The organism is Rhodococcus maanshanensis NBRC 100610, from assembly GCF_001894865.1.
Taxonomy (GTDB): Bacteria; Actinomycetota; Actinomycetes; order Mycobacteriales; family Mycobacteriaceae; genus Rhodococcus_G; species Rhodococcus_G maanshanensis.
Window position 1 is genome coordinate 26,873 of sequence record NZ_BCXA01000003.1, and the last position, 16,953, is coordinate 43,825.

Below are 16,953 nucleotides of genomic sequence, written 5' to 3' on the forward strand. Positions count from 1 at the left end.
GCCCACGGGGAAAGGGGCCCACACGAAGGCGGCCCTCAATCTCTCAGGCGCTCGCGGCGACGAGCAGGCGACAGAGGGGGAGGAACGTTCAGCCCGGCCCGACAGGGTCGAGCCGAATGCGCCTACGATCCTTCAGCCGCGGGAGTTGCCTTGTCAGACGCCAGAACTCGTTCATTTGTCGACCGCCACGTCGGCCCCGATTCCGCCGAACTCGAGCGGATTCTGCGCGTGGTCGGTGTCGGTAGCCTCGACGAGATGGCCGGGAAGGCCGTTCCCGCGAGCATCCTCGACAGCGTGACCGACGGGATCAGTGACGGCCTGAGCGTGCTGCCCGGCGCGCTCACCGAGCACGAGGCGCTGGCCGAGCTCTCCGCGCTCGCCGCCAGGAACACCGTCGCGACCTCGATGATCGGTCTCGGCTACTACGGCACCCTGACCCCGCCCGTGCTCGTGCGGAACCTGCTCGAGAATCCCGCCTGGTACACCGCGTACACCCCGTACCAGCCGGAGATCAGCCAGGGCAGGCTCGAGGCGCTGCTCAACTTCCAGACCATGGTCTCCGACCTGACCGGCATGGAGGTCGCGAACTCGTCGATGCTCGACGAGGGCACCGCTGCCGCCGAGGCGATGACGCTCCTGCGCCGGGCCAACAAGAGCCGTTCCCCGCGCTTCGTCATCGATACCGACCTGTTCCCGCAGACCAGGGCCGTGATCGAGACCCGCGCGACCCCGCTCGGTATCGAGCTGGTGGAGGCCGACCTGAGCCAGGGCCTACCCGAGGGCGAGTTCTTCGGCGTGCTCGCCCAGCTGCCAGGCGCCTCCGGTCGCGTCGTCGACCACACGGACCTCATCGCGGCCGCCCACGAGCGTGGCGCACTGGTCGCGGTCGGCGCCGACCTCCTGGCGCTGACCCTGCTCACCCCGCCCGGTGAGCTCGGCGCGGATGCCTGTTTCGGCACCACGCAGCGGTTCGGTGTCCCGATGGGCTTCGGCGGACCGCACGCCGGATACCTGGCGGTGCACTCCAAGCACGCCCGTCAGCTGCCCGGCCGCCTCGTCGGCGTGTCCGTCGACGCCGACGGGGATCCCGCGTACCGGCTCGCGCTGCAGACCCGTGAGCAGCACATCCGCCGGGAGAAGGCCACCTCGAACATCTGCACCGCACAGGTGCTGTTGGCCATCGTCGCCGCTATGTACGCCAGCTACCACGGTGCCGACGGGCTCAAGGCGATCGCCGAGCGCGTGAACGGGCACGCCGTGGCCCTCGCGACCGGCCTGCGGTCGAAGGGCGTCGAGATCGTGCACGAGTCGTTCTTCGACACCGTGCTCGCCCGCGTTCAGGGACGGGCGGCTGAGATCGTCGAGACGGCGAAGGGTTGGAACATCAACCTTCGTCTGGTGGACGCCGACCACGTCGGCATCTCCTGCGACGAGGCGACCACGGAGGCCCACATCGCGTCGGTCTTCGCTGCCTTCGGCGTCCGGCCCGACACCCCGGCGGCCGCGTCGACCTCCTCTCTGCCCGCCGAGATGGTGCGCACCTCGGACTACCTGACCCACCCCGCGTTCATCAAGCACCGCACCGAGACCGCGATGCTGCGCTACCTGCGGATGCTCTCGGACAAGGACATCGCCCTCGACCGGAGCATGATCCCGCTCGGTTCCTGCACGATGAAGCTCAACGCCACCGCGGAGATGGAGCCCATCACCTGGCCGGAGTTCTCGGGCCTGCACCCGTTCGGGCCGACCGCGGACGCGCCGGGCATGCTGCAGATCATCCACGACCTCGAGGGCTGGCTGGCGGCGATCACCGGCTACGACGCGGTGAGCCTGCAGCCGAACGCAGGCAGCCAGGGCGAGTACGCCGGCCTGCTGGCCATCAGGAACTACCACCTCAGCCGCGGCGACGATCACCGCGACACCTGCCTGATCCCGTCCAGTGCGCACGGCACCAACGCGGCGTCGGCCGTGATGGTCGGCATGCGTGTCGAGGTGGTGGCCTGCCGCCCCAACGGCGACGTCGACCTGGCGGACCTCAGGGCGAAGATCGCGGACCACGCCGAGCGGCTCGCGGCCATCATGATCACCTACCCGTCCACGCACGGCGTGTACGAGCACGAGGTCGCGGACATCTGCGCGGCCGTGCACGACGCCGGGGGACAGGTGTACGTCGACGGGGCGAACCTCAACGCGCTCGTCGGCCTGGCCCGGCCCGGGCGATTCGGCGGCGACGTCAGCCACCTGAACCTGCACAAGACCTTCTGCATCCCGCACGGCGGTGGCGGCCCCGGCGTCGGCCCGATCGGTGTGCGTTCGCACCTGACCCCGTTCCTGCCCGGGCACCCGATGGCGCCGGAGCTGGGCGGATCGGGTCCGGTCTCGGCCGCACCGTACGGCAGCGCGTCGATCCTGCCGATCACCTGGGCGTACATCCGGATGATGGGCGCGGCCGGGCTGCGGCGGGCCTCGCTCACCGCGATCGCCTCGGCGAACTACATCGCCCGCCGCCTGGACGAGTACTTCCCCGTGCTCTACACCGGCGAGAACGGCATGGTCGCCCACGAGTGCATCCTCGACCTTCGTCCGCTCACCAAGGAAACCGGTGTAACGGTCGACGACGTCGCCAAGCGACTGGCGGACTACGGCTTCCACGCGCCGACGATGAGTTTCCCGGTGGCGGGCACGTTGATGGTCGAGCCGACCGAGAGCGAGAACCTGGACGAGATCGACCAGTTCTGCGACGCGATGATCGCCATCCGCGGCGAGATCGACCGGGTCGGCGCGGGCGAGTGGCCGGTGGAGGACAACCCGCTGCGCGGCGCGCCGCACACCGCGGGCTGCCTGGCGGCGGACTGGGACCACCCGTACTCGCGCGAGCTCGCGGTGTTCCCGCTCGGCAAGGCCAGGGCAAAGGTGTGGCCCTCGGTGCGCCGGATCGACGGTGCGGCGGGTGACCGGAACCTGGTGTGCTCGTGCCCGCCGATCGAGGCATTCAGCGGCTGATCACGCTCCGCGGAGGCCGCGTGCGCTCGTGAGGAAACCAAACGGTCCTTGTGCGCCGCGGCCTGCCCGGAGGACGATGATGTGGGCAATGGGGCGGCCCCCGTCGGTCGGCCCTCGTCGAATCAAAGGTGCAGGCATATGTTCACCACCATCGCTCGAGCCGTTGCCGTGACCGCCATCGTCCTGTCCGTCGGAGCACTCGCCGCCCCGTCGGCATCCGCCGAGCGGCGCATCATCGGGGGAGGGTCGCTGCAATTCTGCTTCGTCGTCCCGCTGCCCGGATCCGCCGACATCGAATGGTGCCTCTGACAAAGGCATGACCGGCGTAGGCGCACCGGCCCGGCGTCAGCCGAGCGCCTGTCCGATCGCGGCGCCCAGCTCGGGTCCCTGCGAGGAGCCGACGGCGGTCAGCGAACCCCCGGTCTGCTCGGCGAGGGCCCGCAGGGTGTCCGCATCGGAGTTCTCGCCGATCGTGATGACGTCGATGCGGACCGGCTTGCCGTCCACGGTGGCCGCCCGGATCGACGCCAGCAGCTGCCGGGCGGTGATCGACGTGTCGTCGTTCGGGCCGTCGGTGATCAGCAGCACCGAGTTCGGGCGGTCCGCGCCGAAGCCCTGCACCGCGTCCGCGTAGGCGGCCTCGACGGCCGCGTAGGTGGACGTCGCGGTGGCCGGGGTCAGGGCGTCGAGCGCGGTGTCGATCGCCTGCCTCCGCGTTCCGGTGCCGACGGTGTCGGTGAGCGGGCCCGTCGGGACGGCGATTCGGTATGGCTTGGTGCCGTCCAGGTTCCTGGAGTAGATCCACAGCCCGAGCTCGGTGGCGTCCGGTGTCCGGTTCAGTTGCTCGGTCAGGGCCGCGGTCGTGTTCGTCAGCCGCGTCCCGTCGCCCTCGACGTTGCTCATCGACCCCGAGACGTCCAGCAGGAGGGTCGATCTGCGGGGCACCGCCGAATTGGTGAGCGTTCGGGTCAGCGTGTCGACCGCGGCCCCGTCGGCCGGTTGCAGCGGCGTGTCGATGGGCGCGAAGGGGACCGCCCCCACCGCAGAGGGGGACTTGCCGTCGACTCGGAACCCGGCGTCGCGCAGCACCGAGGCCTGCTCGGGACGGCGGAGGTAGTCCGCGAACTCCGATGCCGCGCGTCCACGCGCCTCGTCCACCCAGCCGGCGGAGACGATCGCGGCGGGGTGATCGGCCATCGGGGTGGCCCCGGCAGGCAGGAAGGCGGTGAGCGCGTTCGCGTCCGGCTCGGCGGCGTAGAGCTGCTGCTCGGTGACCGCCACCGCGTGCAGTGTGCCGGTCCGTGGGTCGTGCTGCGCGCCGAGCGCCGCGAGCGCATCCGCTGTCACGGCGGGCTTGTCGGGAGCGGTCGGGAACGCGGCCGCGGAGCCGACCGCGAGCGTGGAGAGTGCCGAGATGACCGGTGGGGACGCGGCCTGCGCCTCGGTGACCGGTCCTGCGCCCGCACCCGACACCGCCGCGGCGACGGCCTCGGCGGCCAGGGTGGAGGGATCCGAGCCGGGGCCGGTCGGCAGGGCCAGCCGCAGCGAGCCCCATCCGGGGAGCCCGAGCCCCTGCAGCGCGTTCGGGTCGGACTGCAGGCGCGCGAGGTCCTGCCAGCCGATCTTCGATCCGCTGAGGGCCTCGGCCAGCGTGACGGGGGCCGCCAGCAGCACCGGTGAGGTGACGAGCGACTTCGGCTGGCCGTCGATCAGGCCGGTCTGCCCGCCGAGCCGCGCGATGGACTGGGTGCTCTGCGGAATCCACAGCGCCGGCGCCGGTCCTGGCCCGGACCAGTTCTGACCGGCGCTCGCCGCCATCGCGTCGACGACGGTCTGTGAGGCGGCAGCGGTGACGGCCACGGTGATGCAGTGGTCGCGCACGACCGGGGTGGTCTGCGTGTAGCGGTCGGCGAGGGTCTGGATCTGCGGGGCGATGTCGGGGTCCGCTGTGACGTCGAGGACGGCGGAACCCTCGACGCACATCTGCGCCGCCTGGGTGCCCTGATCCGAGATCCGGTCCCTGAGCTGGAACCAGCCGACCGCGGCGAGCACGACGGCGATGACGGCTCCCACCGCGATCACCGGGCCCTTGCTCACACCCCTCGTGCCCCGTGTGCCGCGATGCTGCCCCACCTGTGCCCGCCTTGTCGTCGATCGGTGACGGCACGCAGGTCCGCCTCATCGGTTCCCCCGCAGTCTACGGACGGCGGCACCGTGAAAGCGGCGAAGCCGCCACCGGACCGGATCGGTCTGGTGGCGGCTTCGCGGTGTCGCTGCGGGTCAGGCGTTGGCGGCCTTGTACTCCCGCCGACGGCGATGCAGGATCGGCTCGGTGTAACCGCTCGGCTGCGACGCGCCCTCGAGGATCAACTCCTTGGCGGCCTGCCAGGCGATGTTGGTGTCGAAGTCCGGCGCCATCGGGACGTAGGTGGCGTCACCCTCGTTCTGACGGTCGACGACCGGGGCCATCCGCTCGAGGCTGGCCACGATGTCGGCCTCGGTGACGATGCCGTGCCGCAGCCAGTTCGCGAGCAGCTGGCTCGAGATGCGAAGGGTGGCACGGTCTTCCATGAGTGCGACGTCGTGGATGTCCGGCACCTTGGAGCAGCCGACGCCCGCGTCGATCCAGCGGACCACGTAGCCGAGGATGGACTGGCAGTTGTTGTCCAGCTCCTCCTTCTTCTCCGCGTCCGACCAGTCGGTGCTCGGGGCGAGCGGAATGGTCAGGATGTCGTCCACGGTCGCCCGCGGCTTGCCCTTGAGCTGGTCCTGGACGGCGAACACGTCGACGCGGTGGTAGTGCGTCGCGTGCAGGGTGGCGCCGGTGGGCGAGGGGACCCACGCGGTGTTGGCGCCCGAGCGGGGGTGACCGATCTTCTGCTCGAGCATGTCAGCCATCAGATCGGTCATGGCCCACATGCCCTTACCGATCTGCGCCTTGCCCTGCAGGCCCGCGGCCAGTCCGGTGTCGACGTTCCAGTCCTCGTAGGCGCCGATCCACTTCTGCTTCTTCATCTCGGCCTTGCGCACCATCGCGCCCGCCTCCATGGAGGTGTGGATCTCGTCGCCCGTGCGGTCGAGGAAGCCGGTGTTGATGAAGACCACGCGCTCGCTGGCCTCCTTGATGCACGCGGACAGGTTGACCGTGGTGCGGCGCTCCTCGTCCATGATGCCGACCTTGAGCGTGTTCGCGGGCAGGCCGAGCACCTGCTCGACGCGACCGAACAGCTCGGTGGTGAAGGCGACCTCTTCGGGACCGTGCTGCTTCGGCTTCACGATGTAGACCGAGCCGGTGCGGCTGTTGTTGCGCGGTCCGTTGGCCTCACTGATGCTCAGGCCGTGGATCGCGCAGAGGCTGGTGATCAGCGCGTCGAGGATGCCCTCGGGGACCTCGTTGCCGTCGGCGTCGAGGATCGCGGGGTTGGTCATCAGGTGGCCGACGTTGCGCACGAACAGCAGCGAACGGCCGTGCAGGGTCAGCTCGCCGCCGTCGGCCGCGGTGTAGGTGCGGTCACCGTTGAGGGTGCGGGTGAAGGACTTGCCGCCCTTGCTGATCTCCTCGGCGAGGTCGCCGCGGTTCAGGCCCAGCCAGTTGCGGTAGCCGACGACCTTGTCGTCCGCATCCACGGCCGCGACGGAGTCCTCGAAGTCCATGATCGTGGTGAGCGCGGACTCGAGGACGACGTCCTTGACCCCGGCCGCATCGGTCTGGCCGATGGGGGAGCTCGCGTCGATCTGGATCTCCGCGTGCAGTCCGTTGTTGCGCAGCAGGACCGAGGTGGGCGCGTCCTTCTCGCCGAGGTAGCCGACGAACTTCTCCGGCTGCGCGAGCGTGGTGACGGTGCCGTCGGTCAGCTCGACCTTGAGCTCGGCGCCATCGATCCAGTAGCGCTTGGAGTCGGCGTGGCTGCCCGCCGCGAGGGGCGCCGCGGTGTCGAGGAACTCACGGGCCCAGGCGATCACCTTGTCGCCGCGGACCTTGTTGTAGCCCTTGCCCTTTTCGGCGCCGTCCGCCTCGGAGATGGCGTCCGTGCCGTAGAGCGCGTCGTACAGCGAGCCCCAGCGGGCGTTCGAGGCGTTGAGCGCGAACCGGGCGTTGAGCACCGGCACCACGAGCTGCGGGCCCGCGGTCGTCGCGATCTCCGCGTCGACGTTCTCGGTCTCGATGCTGAACGGGGCCGGCGTCGGCAGCAGGTAGCCGATCTCCTGCAGGAACGCCTTGTACTCCGCGGCGTCGAAGGCCGGGCCGGAGTGGTCTCGGTGCCAGGCGTCGATCTGCGCCTGCAGGTCGTCGCGCTTGGCCAGCAGCGCCTTGTTCTTCGGGGCGAGGTCCTCGATGACCTTGACGGCACCGGCCCAGAAAGCGTCGGCGTCTACGCCGGTGCCCGGGAGAGCCTCGGTGCCCACGAAATCGTGGAGAACCTTGGCGACCTGAAGACCACCGACCTGCACGCGCTCAGTCATGAAATGCCTCACTTCTCTGGGAATGCCTCATGTAGACACACTGATGTTACTCGGGGGTAATCGTCTAGCTGTTTGTCCTGGTGGGCTAACAGTCCAACCGTACTGGTTGGGGGCGTATTCCAGGGGCGGCGCGGGCGGGCGTCACGCCGCGTCATCTGTGCTCGAATCCGCCTGCGAGGAAGTCCCGACCGGTACCGGCAGGTCCCGGTGGTGCTGTCCGGTCAGCCGAAGAGGCGGCTGAAGAATCCTGACTTTCCTGCCGGGGCAGACTTCTCCTCGCAGACGCAGCGTTCAGAGGCGGGGACCGCCTTCATGACATCTCCGACGTGTGCCCCGCAGCCTCCCCAGGTTGTCTTCTTGCAGGTCGAACAGTTGACGGGGTAACACATGGGTCCTCCTCGGGATGGATGCGGCACCTCTAATATACCCATAGGGGTATCTGTCCCGGGGCTGCCGGCATGACGGCGCGAGGTGAGCTCGCGATCGGGTTGCCGATGCCTACCCGCGCACCTGGATCTGCTGCATCATGTCGTGGTCCTGGTGTTCGAGGTTGTGACAGTGCCACGTGTACCCGCGGACCTCCTGGTGGCTGCCATGGTCACCCGCTGCGTCGTGCGGGACCGGGATCGGCGCGTCCGGGTCGAAGCCGAGGTCGTCGACCGAAGGCCAGTGCACGAGGAGGGTGAGCACCGCGTCGGACTCGACGAGGGTGGTGTCCTTCCAGCCCGCCTCCCAGGGTGCAGGCGCCGCGCGTTCCCCGATGAGGAACGGCGACGGGTCCGGCGCCCAGCGGATGCCGTTCTCGAGCGGCGGGGGTGAGGCGGCCATGTAGCCGGCCGACCACAGCTTCTGCCTGCCGAGGATCCGGAAGCGGGCCAGGTGCAGGTGGACCGGATGCTCGAGCGGGAACACGTTGACGATGTGCCAGATCTCCGTCGTTCCGGCCCGGGCGACGTCGATGTCGCCGGTGAGGAACGGCAGATTGTTGATCGACCCCATCAACGGCAGCACGGCGGCCGTCCGGTTCAGGTCGAAGCGCCCGAGGAACGTCATGACCCGCGTGCGGACGACACCGTCGGTTGTGGCGGGGGCGATCGCCGGTGGGAGTCCCGGCCCGCCCCGCAGTCGCGCAGGCGCCCGGACCGGTTCGGCCGGAGCCTGATCCGCGTCGAACCGCATGATCTCGGGCAGTGCGGGGACCGCGAGCGCGGCGTTGGCGAATGCGTTGAGGGCGGTGTTGACGAGCGTCACCGACTCGCCAGGCGCGAGCTCCGCGAAGTCCACCAGCAGGTCGGCGCGCTCCCCGGAGGTCATGACGATGTGGTCGGTGTCGACGGACTCGTCGAGCAGGCCCTGGTCTCCGCCGATCACCGTGAACCGCATCCCGTTCGAGAACGCGAACCGGTAGGTGCGTGAGTTCGAGCCCTGCAGCAGCCGCAGCCGATACAGCGTGCGCCGCACCGGCATCCGTGGCCACGCGACTCCGTTGACGACGGCGACGTCCCCGAACTGGCCGCCCTGGCCGTAGCCGCTCGGCTGGTAGCGGGCCAGCCGCGGCTGCAGCGTTCCGTCTGCGTTGAAGGTACGGTCCTGCACCACGATCGGCACCTCGAACTCCCCGGCGGGCAGCCCGAGCGGATTGCCGGCGCGGCCGGTGTCGAACTCGTCGCGCAGCAGATGGAACCCGGCGAGTCCGGCCTGCACGTTCAGGCGGGTGTTCGCCATCACATGGTCGTGGTACCAGAGAGTCGCGGCCTCTTGACCGTTGGCGTAGTGGTTGGTCTGCACCCCGCCACGCCGCCACGCGATCAACGGATGCCCGTCCGAGTCGGGACGGCTCGGCGCACCGTGCAGGTGCACCGTCGTGCGCGGATTCGTCCGATCCTCCTCGGTGGCACCGTGCATTGTCAGGTCGACGGCGTCGGCGAGTGGATTGACGTCGATCGAATTGACGAACGACACCGTTGTCGGCGCGCCGCGACGGGCCTCGAGAGTGGGGCCGAGGATGCCGGCGTGGTAGCCGAGGACCGTCGATGCCGGCAGATCGGGGTGGTACGTGTGGGTGTTGGACTGCGCGGTGAGCGTTCCCGACGCCGGGGCCGTCGGGAGGCGCGGCAGGTCGGTGACGAACCGTCGTAGCGGCGGCGACGACGAGAAGTTCAGCGGACTCGGGGCGGTCGGCGGCGGCAGATCCGGGATCGGGAGCGGCGGCGGTGGCACCGGCGCTCCCGGTTGGGCCGAGGCCGCCCGTGCTCCCAGCCAGCCGAGCGCGGCGACGGAGCCTGCCATACCGAAGAATCCACGTCGTGAGAGTTCCATTGTCGAACTCCTTCGTTGCGTGATGCCCTCCTGGGATGCAACTGGTGCGGACGCTACCGGAGGCGCGGACATGACACGCCGCTATTGATCACCACCGGATCGAGGGTGCGACCTCAGTTCTGCGTGGCCGGGCCGATGAAGATCCCCTCGGCCTCGACGGTGACGCCGAGGTCGTCCGAGAGGGTGCCGACGACGATGGTCTTGCGTCCCTCGTTGCGGTCGATGCGGGCCTCGGCGCGCAGTGGTCCGAGCGGGGTGCCGCGGCGGTACCTCAGCGTGAGGGTGCCGGTGAACCGCGGCTCGATCGAACTGGCGGTGGTGCCGAGCAGGTGATCCATCACCAGCGCGCAGATGCCGCCGTGCACCAAACCGGGCGGGCCCTCGTAGGCGGCGCCGAGGGTGACCTCCGTCCAGTGCAGGCCGGCGTCGTCGGACTCGATGACCAGCGGCGGAGCGATCGCGTTCCGCAGGCCGATCCCCGCATTGCCCCAGGCGATCGACTCGCCGTCGGCGGTGAATCGCATCCCGAACCCGCCGTCGATCTGCCGGGCGCGCAGCTTCGCGGTTGCGGCGACGACCGTGGCCTCCACCTCGCGGATCACCGCCTCGTCGACCTCGGTGCGAATGGTGGCGTCGACGAGGTCGCGGACCGCAGCGGTGAGCGGGCCGTAGAGCGCCCGGCGCCGGTCGAGTTCCTCGGTGTCGATGTCTTCTCGGGTGAACTTCACGGTGTGATCCTGGCGCACTCGTCCGAGGGACGCGAGCGAATCAGGTCGCTCGACACTTTCGCGTTGCGCCCCACGGGGTCTCGACCTGTGAAACCATGGATCCGTGATCGAGACCATGGAGAACCTGCCCGCAGGCACCCTGGGTTTCCGCGCGAGCGGCACGGTGACCGCGCAGGACTACAAGGACGTCCTCGACCCGGCCATCGACGCGAAGATCGCCGAGCACGAGAAGGTCAACATCGTCTATGTGCTCGGCGACGACCTGAGCCGCTACACGGCGGGTGCGCTGTGGCAGGACGCCGAGCTCGAGACCCGTCCACGGCACAGCTGGGGTCGCATCGCGCTGGTCACCGATCACGAGTGGATCGACAAGGCGATTCACCTGATCAGTTTCCTGATCCCCTGCGAGGTGCGGTCCTTCGCGCTCGCCGAGGAGCAGGCCGCGATCGAGTGGGCCTCGCAGGGGGCGTGAGCGCCGGGGGAGTCACCGGTTCAGCAGTGCCCGGCACTGGGCCAGCAACTCCGCGCGCAGCGGCGCCGCGCGCTCGGCGAGCGCCGACTGCTCTCGAACGTAGTCCGCTCGGCCCTGCGGAGTCTCGATGGTGACCGGCTCGTAGCCGAGCGCACTCAGGTCGTACGGGCTCGCCCGCATGTCGAGTTCTCGCGCGGCCATCGCCAGTTCGAAGCACCGCAGCAACAGGTCGGAGTCGACCAGCGGCGCCAACTTGTAGCTCCACTTGTAGAGATCCATGCCCGCGTGCAGGCAGCCCGGCTGTTCCCGCGCCGCCTGGTCCTCGCGCCGCAGCGCGGTCTCGTTGCGGCCCACCGCGTCCGGGGTGAAGAACCGGAACGCGTCGTAGTGCGTGCAGCGCAGGTTCATCGACTCCACCACCGCGTCGGTGCCGTCCGGCCCGAGCCGAAGCGGGGTGCCCGAATGCCGGACCGCTTCCTCGCCGCCGCGGTAAACCATCGCCCACTCGTGCAGGCCGAAGCAGCCGAGCTGTGCGGGCCGCGCGGCGGTGCCCGCGAGCAGGCGCTCGGTGAACTCGAGCATCGAGCGGCGTTGGGTCAGCAGCCGGGGGTCGGCCTCGGCGTCCTCGCCGCACCGGTGGTAACCCGAGTAGTCCCAGTATTCGCGCGCCGCAGGCCCGGTCAGTCGCACGCCGAGGCCGGGATGCCAGCGTCGCAGCTGCGCGGGCCGCAGGCTGTAGTAGGTGAACAGGAAGTCGATCACCGGGTGCTTCTCGCCCCGCGTCTGCCGGGACAGGTGTGCCCCGATCAGCGTGTCCACCCGCTCCCTGTGCGCGTCGCGGCGGGCGGTCCACTCGTCCTGGGCGAGGGCGAGTGGACCGCTCGAGAGGTCCGGCTGTGTCACGGCGTCCGCTGTCCCGGCACCGCGTCGTCGATCCGGTGGGTGCCGTCGCGCACGGTACCGATGAACTCCTCCACCAGGTCCTCCAGTGCGACGATGCCGATCGTCTGCCCGGTCTCGTCGACCACCGACCCCAGGTGGCTGCTCGCGCGCCGCAGCGTCCCGAGCGCCTCGTCGAGCGTGGTCTGCACCCTCACCTGTGGCAGCGGTCGCACGTCCGAACGCGGGATCACCGTGTCCGGGCCCGCGTGGACGTCACCGACCTCGTCGAGGACGTCCTTGAGGTGCAGGTACCCGGCCAGCGTTCCGTCGGCCAGCCGCGCGGGATAGCGCGAGTACCCGGTCTCGATCACGGCCTCCTCGACGGCGCCGAGCGTGGTCCCGTTCGCGGTCAGCGGAACGCTGCGCACCTTGTCGAGCGGGATCAGCACGTCCGCGACGGTCCGGTCGGCGGTGTGCAGCGCCAGCGTCAGCCGTCGGTGCTCCTCCTCGTCGATCAGCCCCTCGGACCGGGACTCGCCGATCATCTCGGCGAGTTCCAGCGCCGACACCGTGGTGTCCAGCTCGTTCTTCGGCTGCACCCGCATCAGCCGCAGCGTCGCGTTCGCGCAGAGGTTGTAGAACGAGATGAGCGGGCGCACCAGTCGGATGAACGCCAGGTGTGCGGGAACCAGCAGCATCGCGCTGCGTTCCGGGCCTGCGATGGCGATGTTCTTCGGCACCATCTCGCCGAGGAGGATGTGCAGAACCACCACCAGCGAGAGCGCGACCGTGAACGCGATCGGATGCAGGAGCCCGGCGGGCACGCCGAGCGCGTCCAGCGGCATCTCGATCAGGTGCGCGATCGCGGGCTCGCCGACGCGGCCGAGCAGGATCGAGCAGATCGTGATGCCGAGCTGTGCGCCCGCAAGCATCAGCGAGAGGTTCTCGCCTGCCCGGATCACCGTGCGGGCCCGCTTCTTGCCCTGAGCCTCCAGCGCCTCGAGCCGGTCGCGTCTGGCGGAGATCAGCGCGAATTCGGCGGCCACGAAGAACGCGTTGCCCGCCAGCAGGAGGACGGTCAGTGCGACCGCGAACAGGTCACTCATCGCCGCGCTCCTTCGTCTCCGTCGAGTGGTCGGCCAGATCGGCGACCGGGGTGAGCACCACCCGGTCGATCCGGCGGCCGTCCATCGCCGCGACCCGGGCTATCCAGCCGCCCGCCGACCGGCCGTCGTCGTCCGGATGGGGGAGCGCCACCTGGTCGCCGACCTCCGGGATCCGGCCCAGGTGGGCGAGGACGAGGCCGCCGAGGGTGTCGTACTCGCCCTCGGGTGCCGAGTAACCGGTGGTCTGGGTGACCTCGTCGATCCGGAGCAGGCCGGAACAGATCCAGCTGTCGCCGCTGCGCTGCACCTCGATCTCGGGTTCGTCGTGCTCGTCGCGGACGTCGCCGACGATCTCCTCGATCAGGTCCTCCATGGTCACCATGCCCGCGGTGCCGCCGTACTCGTCGACCACGAGCGCGACCTGCATGCCGTCGGCGCGCACGCGCTCCATCAGCTCGTCGCCGTCGAGGCTCGACGGCACCACGGGGACCTTCTGCGCGAGCGTGATCAGGGGCGTGGTGGCGCGGCCCGCGGCAGGCACCGTGAACGCGTGCTTGATGTGCACGACGCCGACCGTGTCGTCCAGGTCGCCGTCGACGATCGGGAACCGCGAGAAGCCGGTCCTGGACGCGGCCTCGATCAGATCGGCGACGGTGTCCCGGAGTTCGAGGGTCTCGACCTTCACCCGCGGGGTCATCAGTTCCTCCGCGGTGAGCTCGCCGAACCTCAGTGAGCGATCGACGAGCAGCGCGGTCCCGGCGTCGAGTGCGCCGCGGCGTGCGCTGGTGCGCACCAGTGACCCCAGTTCCTGGGGGGAGCGTGCCGAGCGCAGTTCCTCTGCTGGTTCGATGCCGAGCCGTCGGACCACCCAGTTGGCGGATCCGTTGAGCCCGTTGATCGCCCACTTGAACACCGCCGAGAACCCGGCCTGCAGGCCCGCGGTGGCGCGTGCGGTCTGCAGCGGGCGGGCGATGGCCAGGTTCTTCGGCACCAGCTCGCCGAACACCATCGACAACGAGGTCGCCAGCACCAGGGCGAGCGTCAGCGAGATGCCGCTCGCAACGGATTCGCTGATGTTGACGGCGGTCAACAGCGGCGCGATCAGCTTGGCCAGCACCGGTTCCGCGAGATAGCCGGTGATCAGCGTGGTGATCGTGATACCGAGCTGGGCGCCGGAGAGCTGGAACGAGAGGGTGCGGTGTGCGTGCTGTACCTGGCGCGAGCGCCGGTCGCCGTCGCGCGCGTGGGCGTCGACGGTGCTGCGCTCGAGCGCGGTGAGCGAGAATTCCGCGGCCACGAACAAGGCGGTGCCTGCGGTCAGAGCCGCGAACCCGATGAGGCTCAAGACGGTGAGTGCGATCTCCATCAGCTATCGCCGCCGAGCGTGGGTCCGAACAGTGGGGGGTGTGCGCCGGGTTTGTCGCCCGGCTCGGTAGAGGAGCCCTCCGTAGAGGTGCTCTCGCCGCCGGACTCGGTCGAGTCGGCGACGGTCGGTATGGGTGCCTCAGGCACCTTGTTCCTTCCTTTTGTGCGCAGGCTTCCCTGCGCGTGGGCGCGTGCAGACCACGATTCTACCGGGCACGGGTGACCGTGCCCGGTAGTCGAGGTGGTGCGCCGGTGTGTCGGGACGGCTACCAGCCGGTGTGTCCGGCGGCTACCAGCCGGCGGGCAGCGGGCGGCCCTCGGCGAACCCGGCCGCGGACTGGACTCCGAGCAGCGCCTTCTCGTGCAGTTCCTCGACAGTGCGGGCTCCTGCGTAGGTGCAGGTGCTGCGCACCCCGGAGCAGATGTGGTCGATGAGGTCCTCGACGCCGGGGCGGTCCGGGTCCAGGCGCATGCGGGAGCTCGAGATGCCCTCCTCGAAGAGACCCTTGCGGGCGCGATCGAAGGCGCTGTCGGTGGCCGTCCTGGCCGCGACGGCGCGCTTGGACGCCATGCCGAAGCTCACCTTGTAGGCGTTGCCCGCCTGGTCCATCCGCAGATCGCCCGGCGATTCGTAGGTGCCCGCGAACCAGGAGCCGATCATCACGTTCGATGCGCCTGCGGCGAGGGCAAGTGCCACGTCACGGGGGTGCCGGACGCCGCCGTCCGCCCACACGTGGGCGCCGAGTTCCCGTGCGGCCGCGGCGCACTCGGCCACCGCGGAGAACTGGGGCCTGCCGACTCCGGTCATCATCCTGGTCGTGCACATCGCGCCGGGGCCGACGCCGACCTTGACGATGTTCGCGCCCGCGGCGATGAGGTCCCTCGTGCCCGCCGCGGACACGACGTTGCCTGCGGCCAGCGGCACGCCGAGGTCGAGCGACGCGACGGCGCCGAGCGCGTCGAGCATCTTCTGCTGGTGCCCGTGTGCGGTGTCCATCACGAGAACGTCCGCGCCTGCCGCGACCAGTTCCTTCGCCTTCGCGGCCACGTCGCCGTTGATGCCGACGGCCGCGGCGACCCGCAGCCTGCCGTCCGCGTCGAGGGCCGGTTCGTAGATGCCTGCCCGGATCGCGCCGGTGCGGGTGAGCACGCCGGCCAGGGTGCCGTCCTCGTCGACGATGACCGCGATCGGGTCGTGCTTGGTCTCGAGCAGCTCGAAGACCTCGCGTGGGGAGGCCGTCACGGGCGCGGTGACGAAGTCGGTGATGGCGACGGAGCGGAGCCGGGCGAAGCGGTCGACGTCCGCGCACGCGGCCTCGGTGACGACGCCGATCGGCCGGTCGTTCTCGACGACGACCAGCGCGCCGTGCGCACGCTTGGGCAGCAGCGCGATCGCGTCGGAGACGGAGTCCTCGGGGCCGAGGGTGACCGGGGTGTCGGCCACCAGGTGGCGGCTCTTGACGAACGCGACGGTCTCGGCGACCGCGGACGCCGGGATGTCCTGGGGGATGACCACGATCCCGCCGCGTCGTGCGACGGTCTCGGCCATCCGGCGTCCTGCGACAGCGGTCATGTTGGCGACGACGATCGGGATGGTGGTGCCCGATCCGTCGAGCGTGGACAGATCCACGTCGAAGCGCGAGGTGACGTCGGTCCGATTCGGCACCATGAAGACGTCGTCGTAGGTCAGGTCATAGGGCGGCTGCTGGCCGTCGAGGAAGCGCACGTCTTACGAGAGTACCGGCTGCGACGACTGGGCGTGGGTGGTCACATCGGCCTGGGACCGGGACAGCCCGACCGTGGTGACCACCATGACCAGCACCGCGACGGCGATCAGGGCGATACCGGGACCCTGCACCCGTAGCCGCTCACCGAGCACCGCGAACCCGAGGAAGGCGGCCACCAGCGGCTCGGCGATGGTGATGGCAGGCAGTGATGCCGAGAGCGGACCCGCGTGGAACGCGCGCTGTTGGAGGTAGAACCCGGTGAGGCCGGCGGCGACAAGGGCCCAGGTGGTCCAGTTGCCGAGCACGGCCGCCGGTCCCAGGTGCAGCAGGTCGATGACGGACTTGGTCAGCGCTACCGCGACCCCGTACAGCGCGCCGCTGGCGAACCCGAGCAGCAGGGCTCGCGGGCCGGGGCCGATCCGGGTCATCGCGGTCGCGACCGCCGCGGCAACGAGTCCGAGGACGCCCGCGAGTGGGATGAGCCAGTCGGCGATCGCCGCCGAGTTGTGGCCCTCGGTCGGATTCCCGACGATCAGGAACACGACGAGCGCACCTGCCAGCGCCAAGGCCATCGCCCAGGTGCGTGCGGTCATCCTGGCGCCGCTGAACCGGGCGGAGAGGGGGAGCGCGAACAGCAGCGAGGCCACGATCAGTGGCTGCACCACGAGCACCGACCCGACGCCGAGCGCGATCGCCTGGAACACGTATCCGCCGCCGTCGCCGAGCAGGCCCGCCCACCATCGCTTGCTGCGGACGAGCTCGGCGAGCAGGGCTTCGTCCTCGGCGACCCCGGCCGCCGCGCTCTGCTGCGCTACGGAGCCGCAGGCGAACAGCAGCGCACCGATCAGCGCGAAGGCGACCGCCAGCAGCGGGGTTCCAGACATCGC

Annotated in this window: 13 protein-coding genes; 3 read left to right on the forward strand and 10 right to left on the reverse strand. The window is 70.1% G+C overall.

Annotation, left to right across the window (positions count from 1 at the left end):
• Window positions 1–150 precede the first annotated feature (150 nt).
• Both gcvP and RM1_RS26300 read left to right on the forward strand, forming a co-directional pair.
• The gene (gcvP, locus tag RM1_RS01655; RefSeq protein ID WP_072749717.1) at window positions 151–3,003 is read left to right on the forward strand and encodes an aminomethyl-transferring glycine dehydrogenase; all 2,853 of its coding nucleotides are present in this window, start codon (window positions 151–153) and stop codon (window positions 3,001–3,003) included.
• Window positions 3,004–3,141: 138 nt separating this feature from the next.
• Entirely contained in the window at window positions 3,142–3,312 is a 171-nt protein-coding gene (locus RM1_RS26300) for a hypothetical protein (protein WP_169922270.1), read from the forward strand.
• 36 nt (window positions 3,313–3,348) lie between these two features.
• Here RM1_RS26300 and RM1_RS01660 read toward each other — a convergent pair whose 3' ends face one another.
• The 5 genes from RM1_RS01660 to RM1_RS01675 all read right to left on the reverse strand — a co-directional run bounded on the left by RM1_RS01660 (window position 3,349) and on the right by RM1_RS01675 (window position 10,514).
• Window positions 3,349–5,100: a substrate-binding domain-containing protein gene (locus RM1_RS01660; protein ID WP_072749718.1), complete on the reverse strand. Its 1,752-nt coding sequence runs from the start codon at window positions 5,098–5,100 to the stop codon at window positions 3,349–3,351.
• 183 nt (window positions 5,101–5,283) lie between these two features.
• A complete protein-coding gene (locus RM1_RS01665; protein WP_072749719.1) occupies window positions 5,284–7,467 on the reverse strand; it encodes a malate synthase G in 2,184 nt (727 codons plus the stop codon).
• Window positions 7,468–7,688: 221 nt separating this feature from the next.
• A complete protein-coding gene (locus RM1_RS27265) occupies window positions 7,689–7,898 on the reverse strand; it encodes a DUF8730 family Cys-rich protein (RefSeq protein WP_501193742.1) in 210 nt (69 codons plus the stop codon).
• 67 nt (window positions 7,899–7,965) lie between these two features.
• Window positions 7,966–9,786 (reverse strand): multicopper oxidase family protein, encoded by a 1,821-nt coding sequence (locus tag RM1_RS01670; RefSeq protein WP_072749720.1) that lies wholly within the window; start codon window positions 9,784–9,786, stop codon window positions 7,966–7,968.
• A 113-nt stretch (window positions 9,787–9,899) separates the two neighbouring features.
• Complete coding sequence (locus RM1_RS01675; RefSeq protein WP_072749892.1) at window positions 9,900–10,514, reverse strand: PaaI family thioesterase; 615 nt, start codon at window positions 10,512–10,514, stop codon at window positions 9,900–9,902.
• Window positions 10,515–10,617: 103 nt separating this feature from the next.
• On the opposite strand from RM1_RS01675, the gene RM1_RS01680 reads away from it, so the two are divergent.
• Window positions 10,618–10,986, forward strand: a complete 369-nt coding sequence (locus tag RM1_RS01680) for a SpoIIAA family protein (RefSeq protein WP_072749721.1) — start codon at window positions 10,618–10,620, stop codon at window positions 10,984–10,986.
• Between the two features lie 12 nt (window positions 10,987–10,998).
• Here RM1_RS01680 and RM1_RS01685 read toward each other — a convergent pair whose 3' ends face one another.
• From RM1_RS01685 to RM1_RS01705, 5 genes are all read right to left on the reverse strand, one after another.
• Window positions 10,999–11,889, reverse strand: a complete 891-nt coding sequence (locus tag RM1_RS01685) for a 3-methyladenine DNA glycosylase (RefSeq protein WP_072749722.1) — start codon at window positions 11,887–11,889, stop codon at window positions 10,999–11,001.
• Entirely contained in the window at window positions 11,886–12,974 is a 1,089-nt protein-coding gene (locus tag RM1_RS01690) for a hemolysin family protein (RefSeq protein WP_072749723.1), read from the reverse strand. Before RM1_RS01690 ends, RM1_RS01685 begins: the two co-directional genes overlap by 4 nt.
• Entirely contained in the window at window positions 12,967–14,340 is a 1,374-nt protein-coding gene (locus tag RM1_RS01695; protein WP_072749724.1) for a hemolysin family protein, read from the reverse strand. Before RM1_RS01695 ends, RM1_RS01690 begins: the two co-directional genes overlap by 8 nt.
• Before the next feature lie 288 nt (window positions 14,341–14,628).
• On the reverse strand, window positions 14,629–16,065 hold the full coding sequence (gene guaB1 / locus RM1_RS01700; protein ID WP_072749725.1) for a GMP reductase: 1,437 nt from the start codon (window positions 16,063–16,065) through the stop codon (window positions 14,629–14,631).
• 3 nt (window positions 16,066–16,068) lie between these two features.
• On the reverse strand, window positions 16,069–16,950 hold the full coding sequence (locus tag RM1_RS01705; protein ID WP_072749726.1) for a DMT family transporter: 882 nt from the start codon (window positions 16,948–16,950) through the stop codon (window positions 16,069–16,071).
• Window positions 16,951–16,953: the final 3 nt, after the last annotated feature.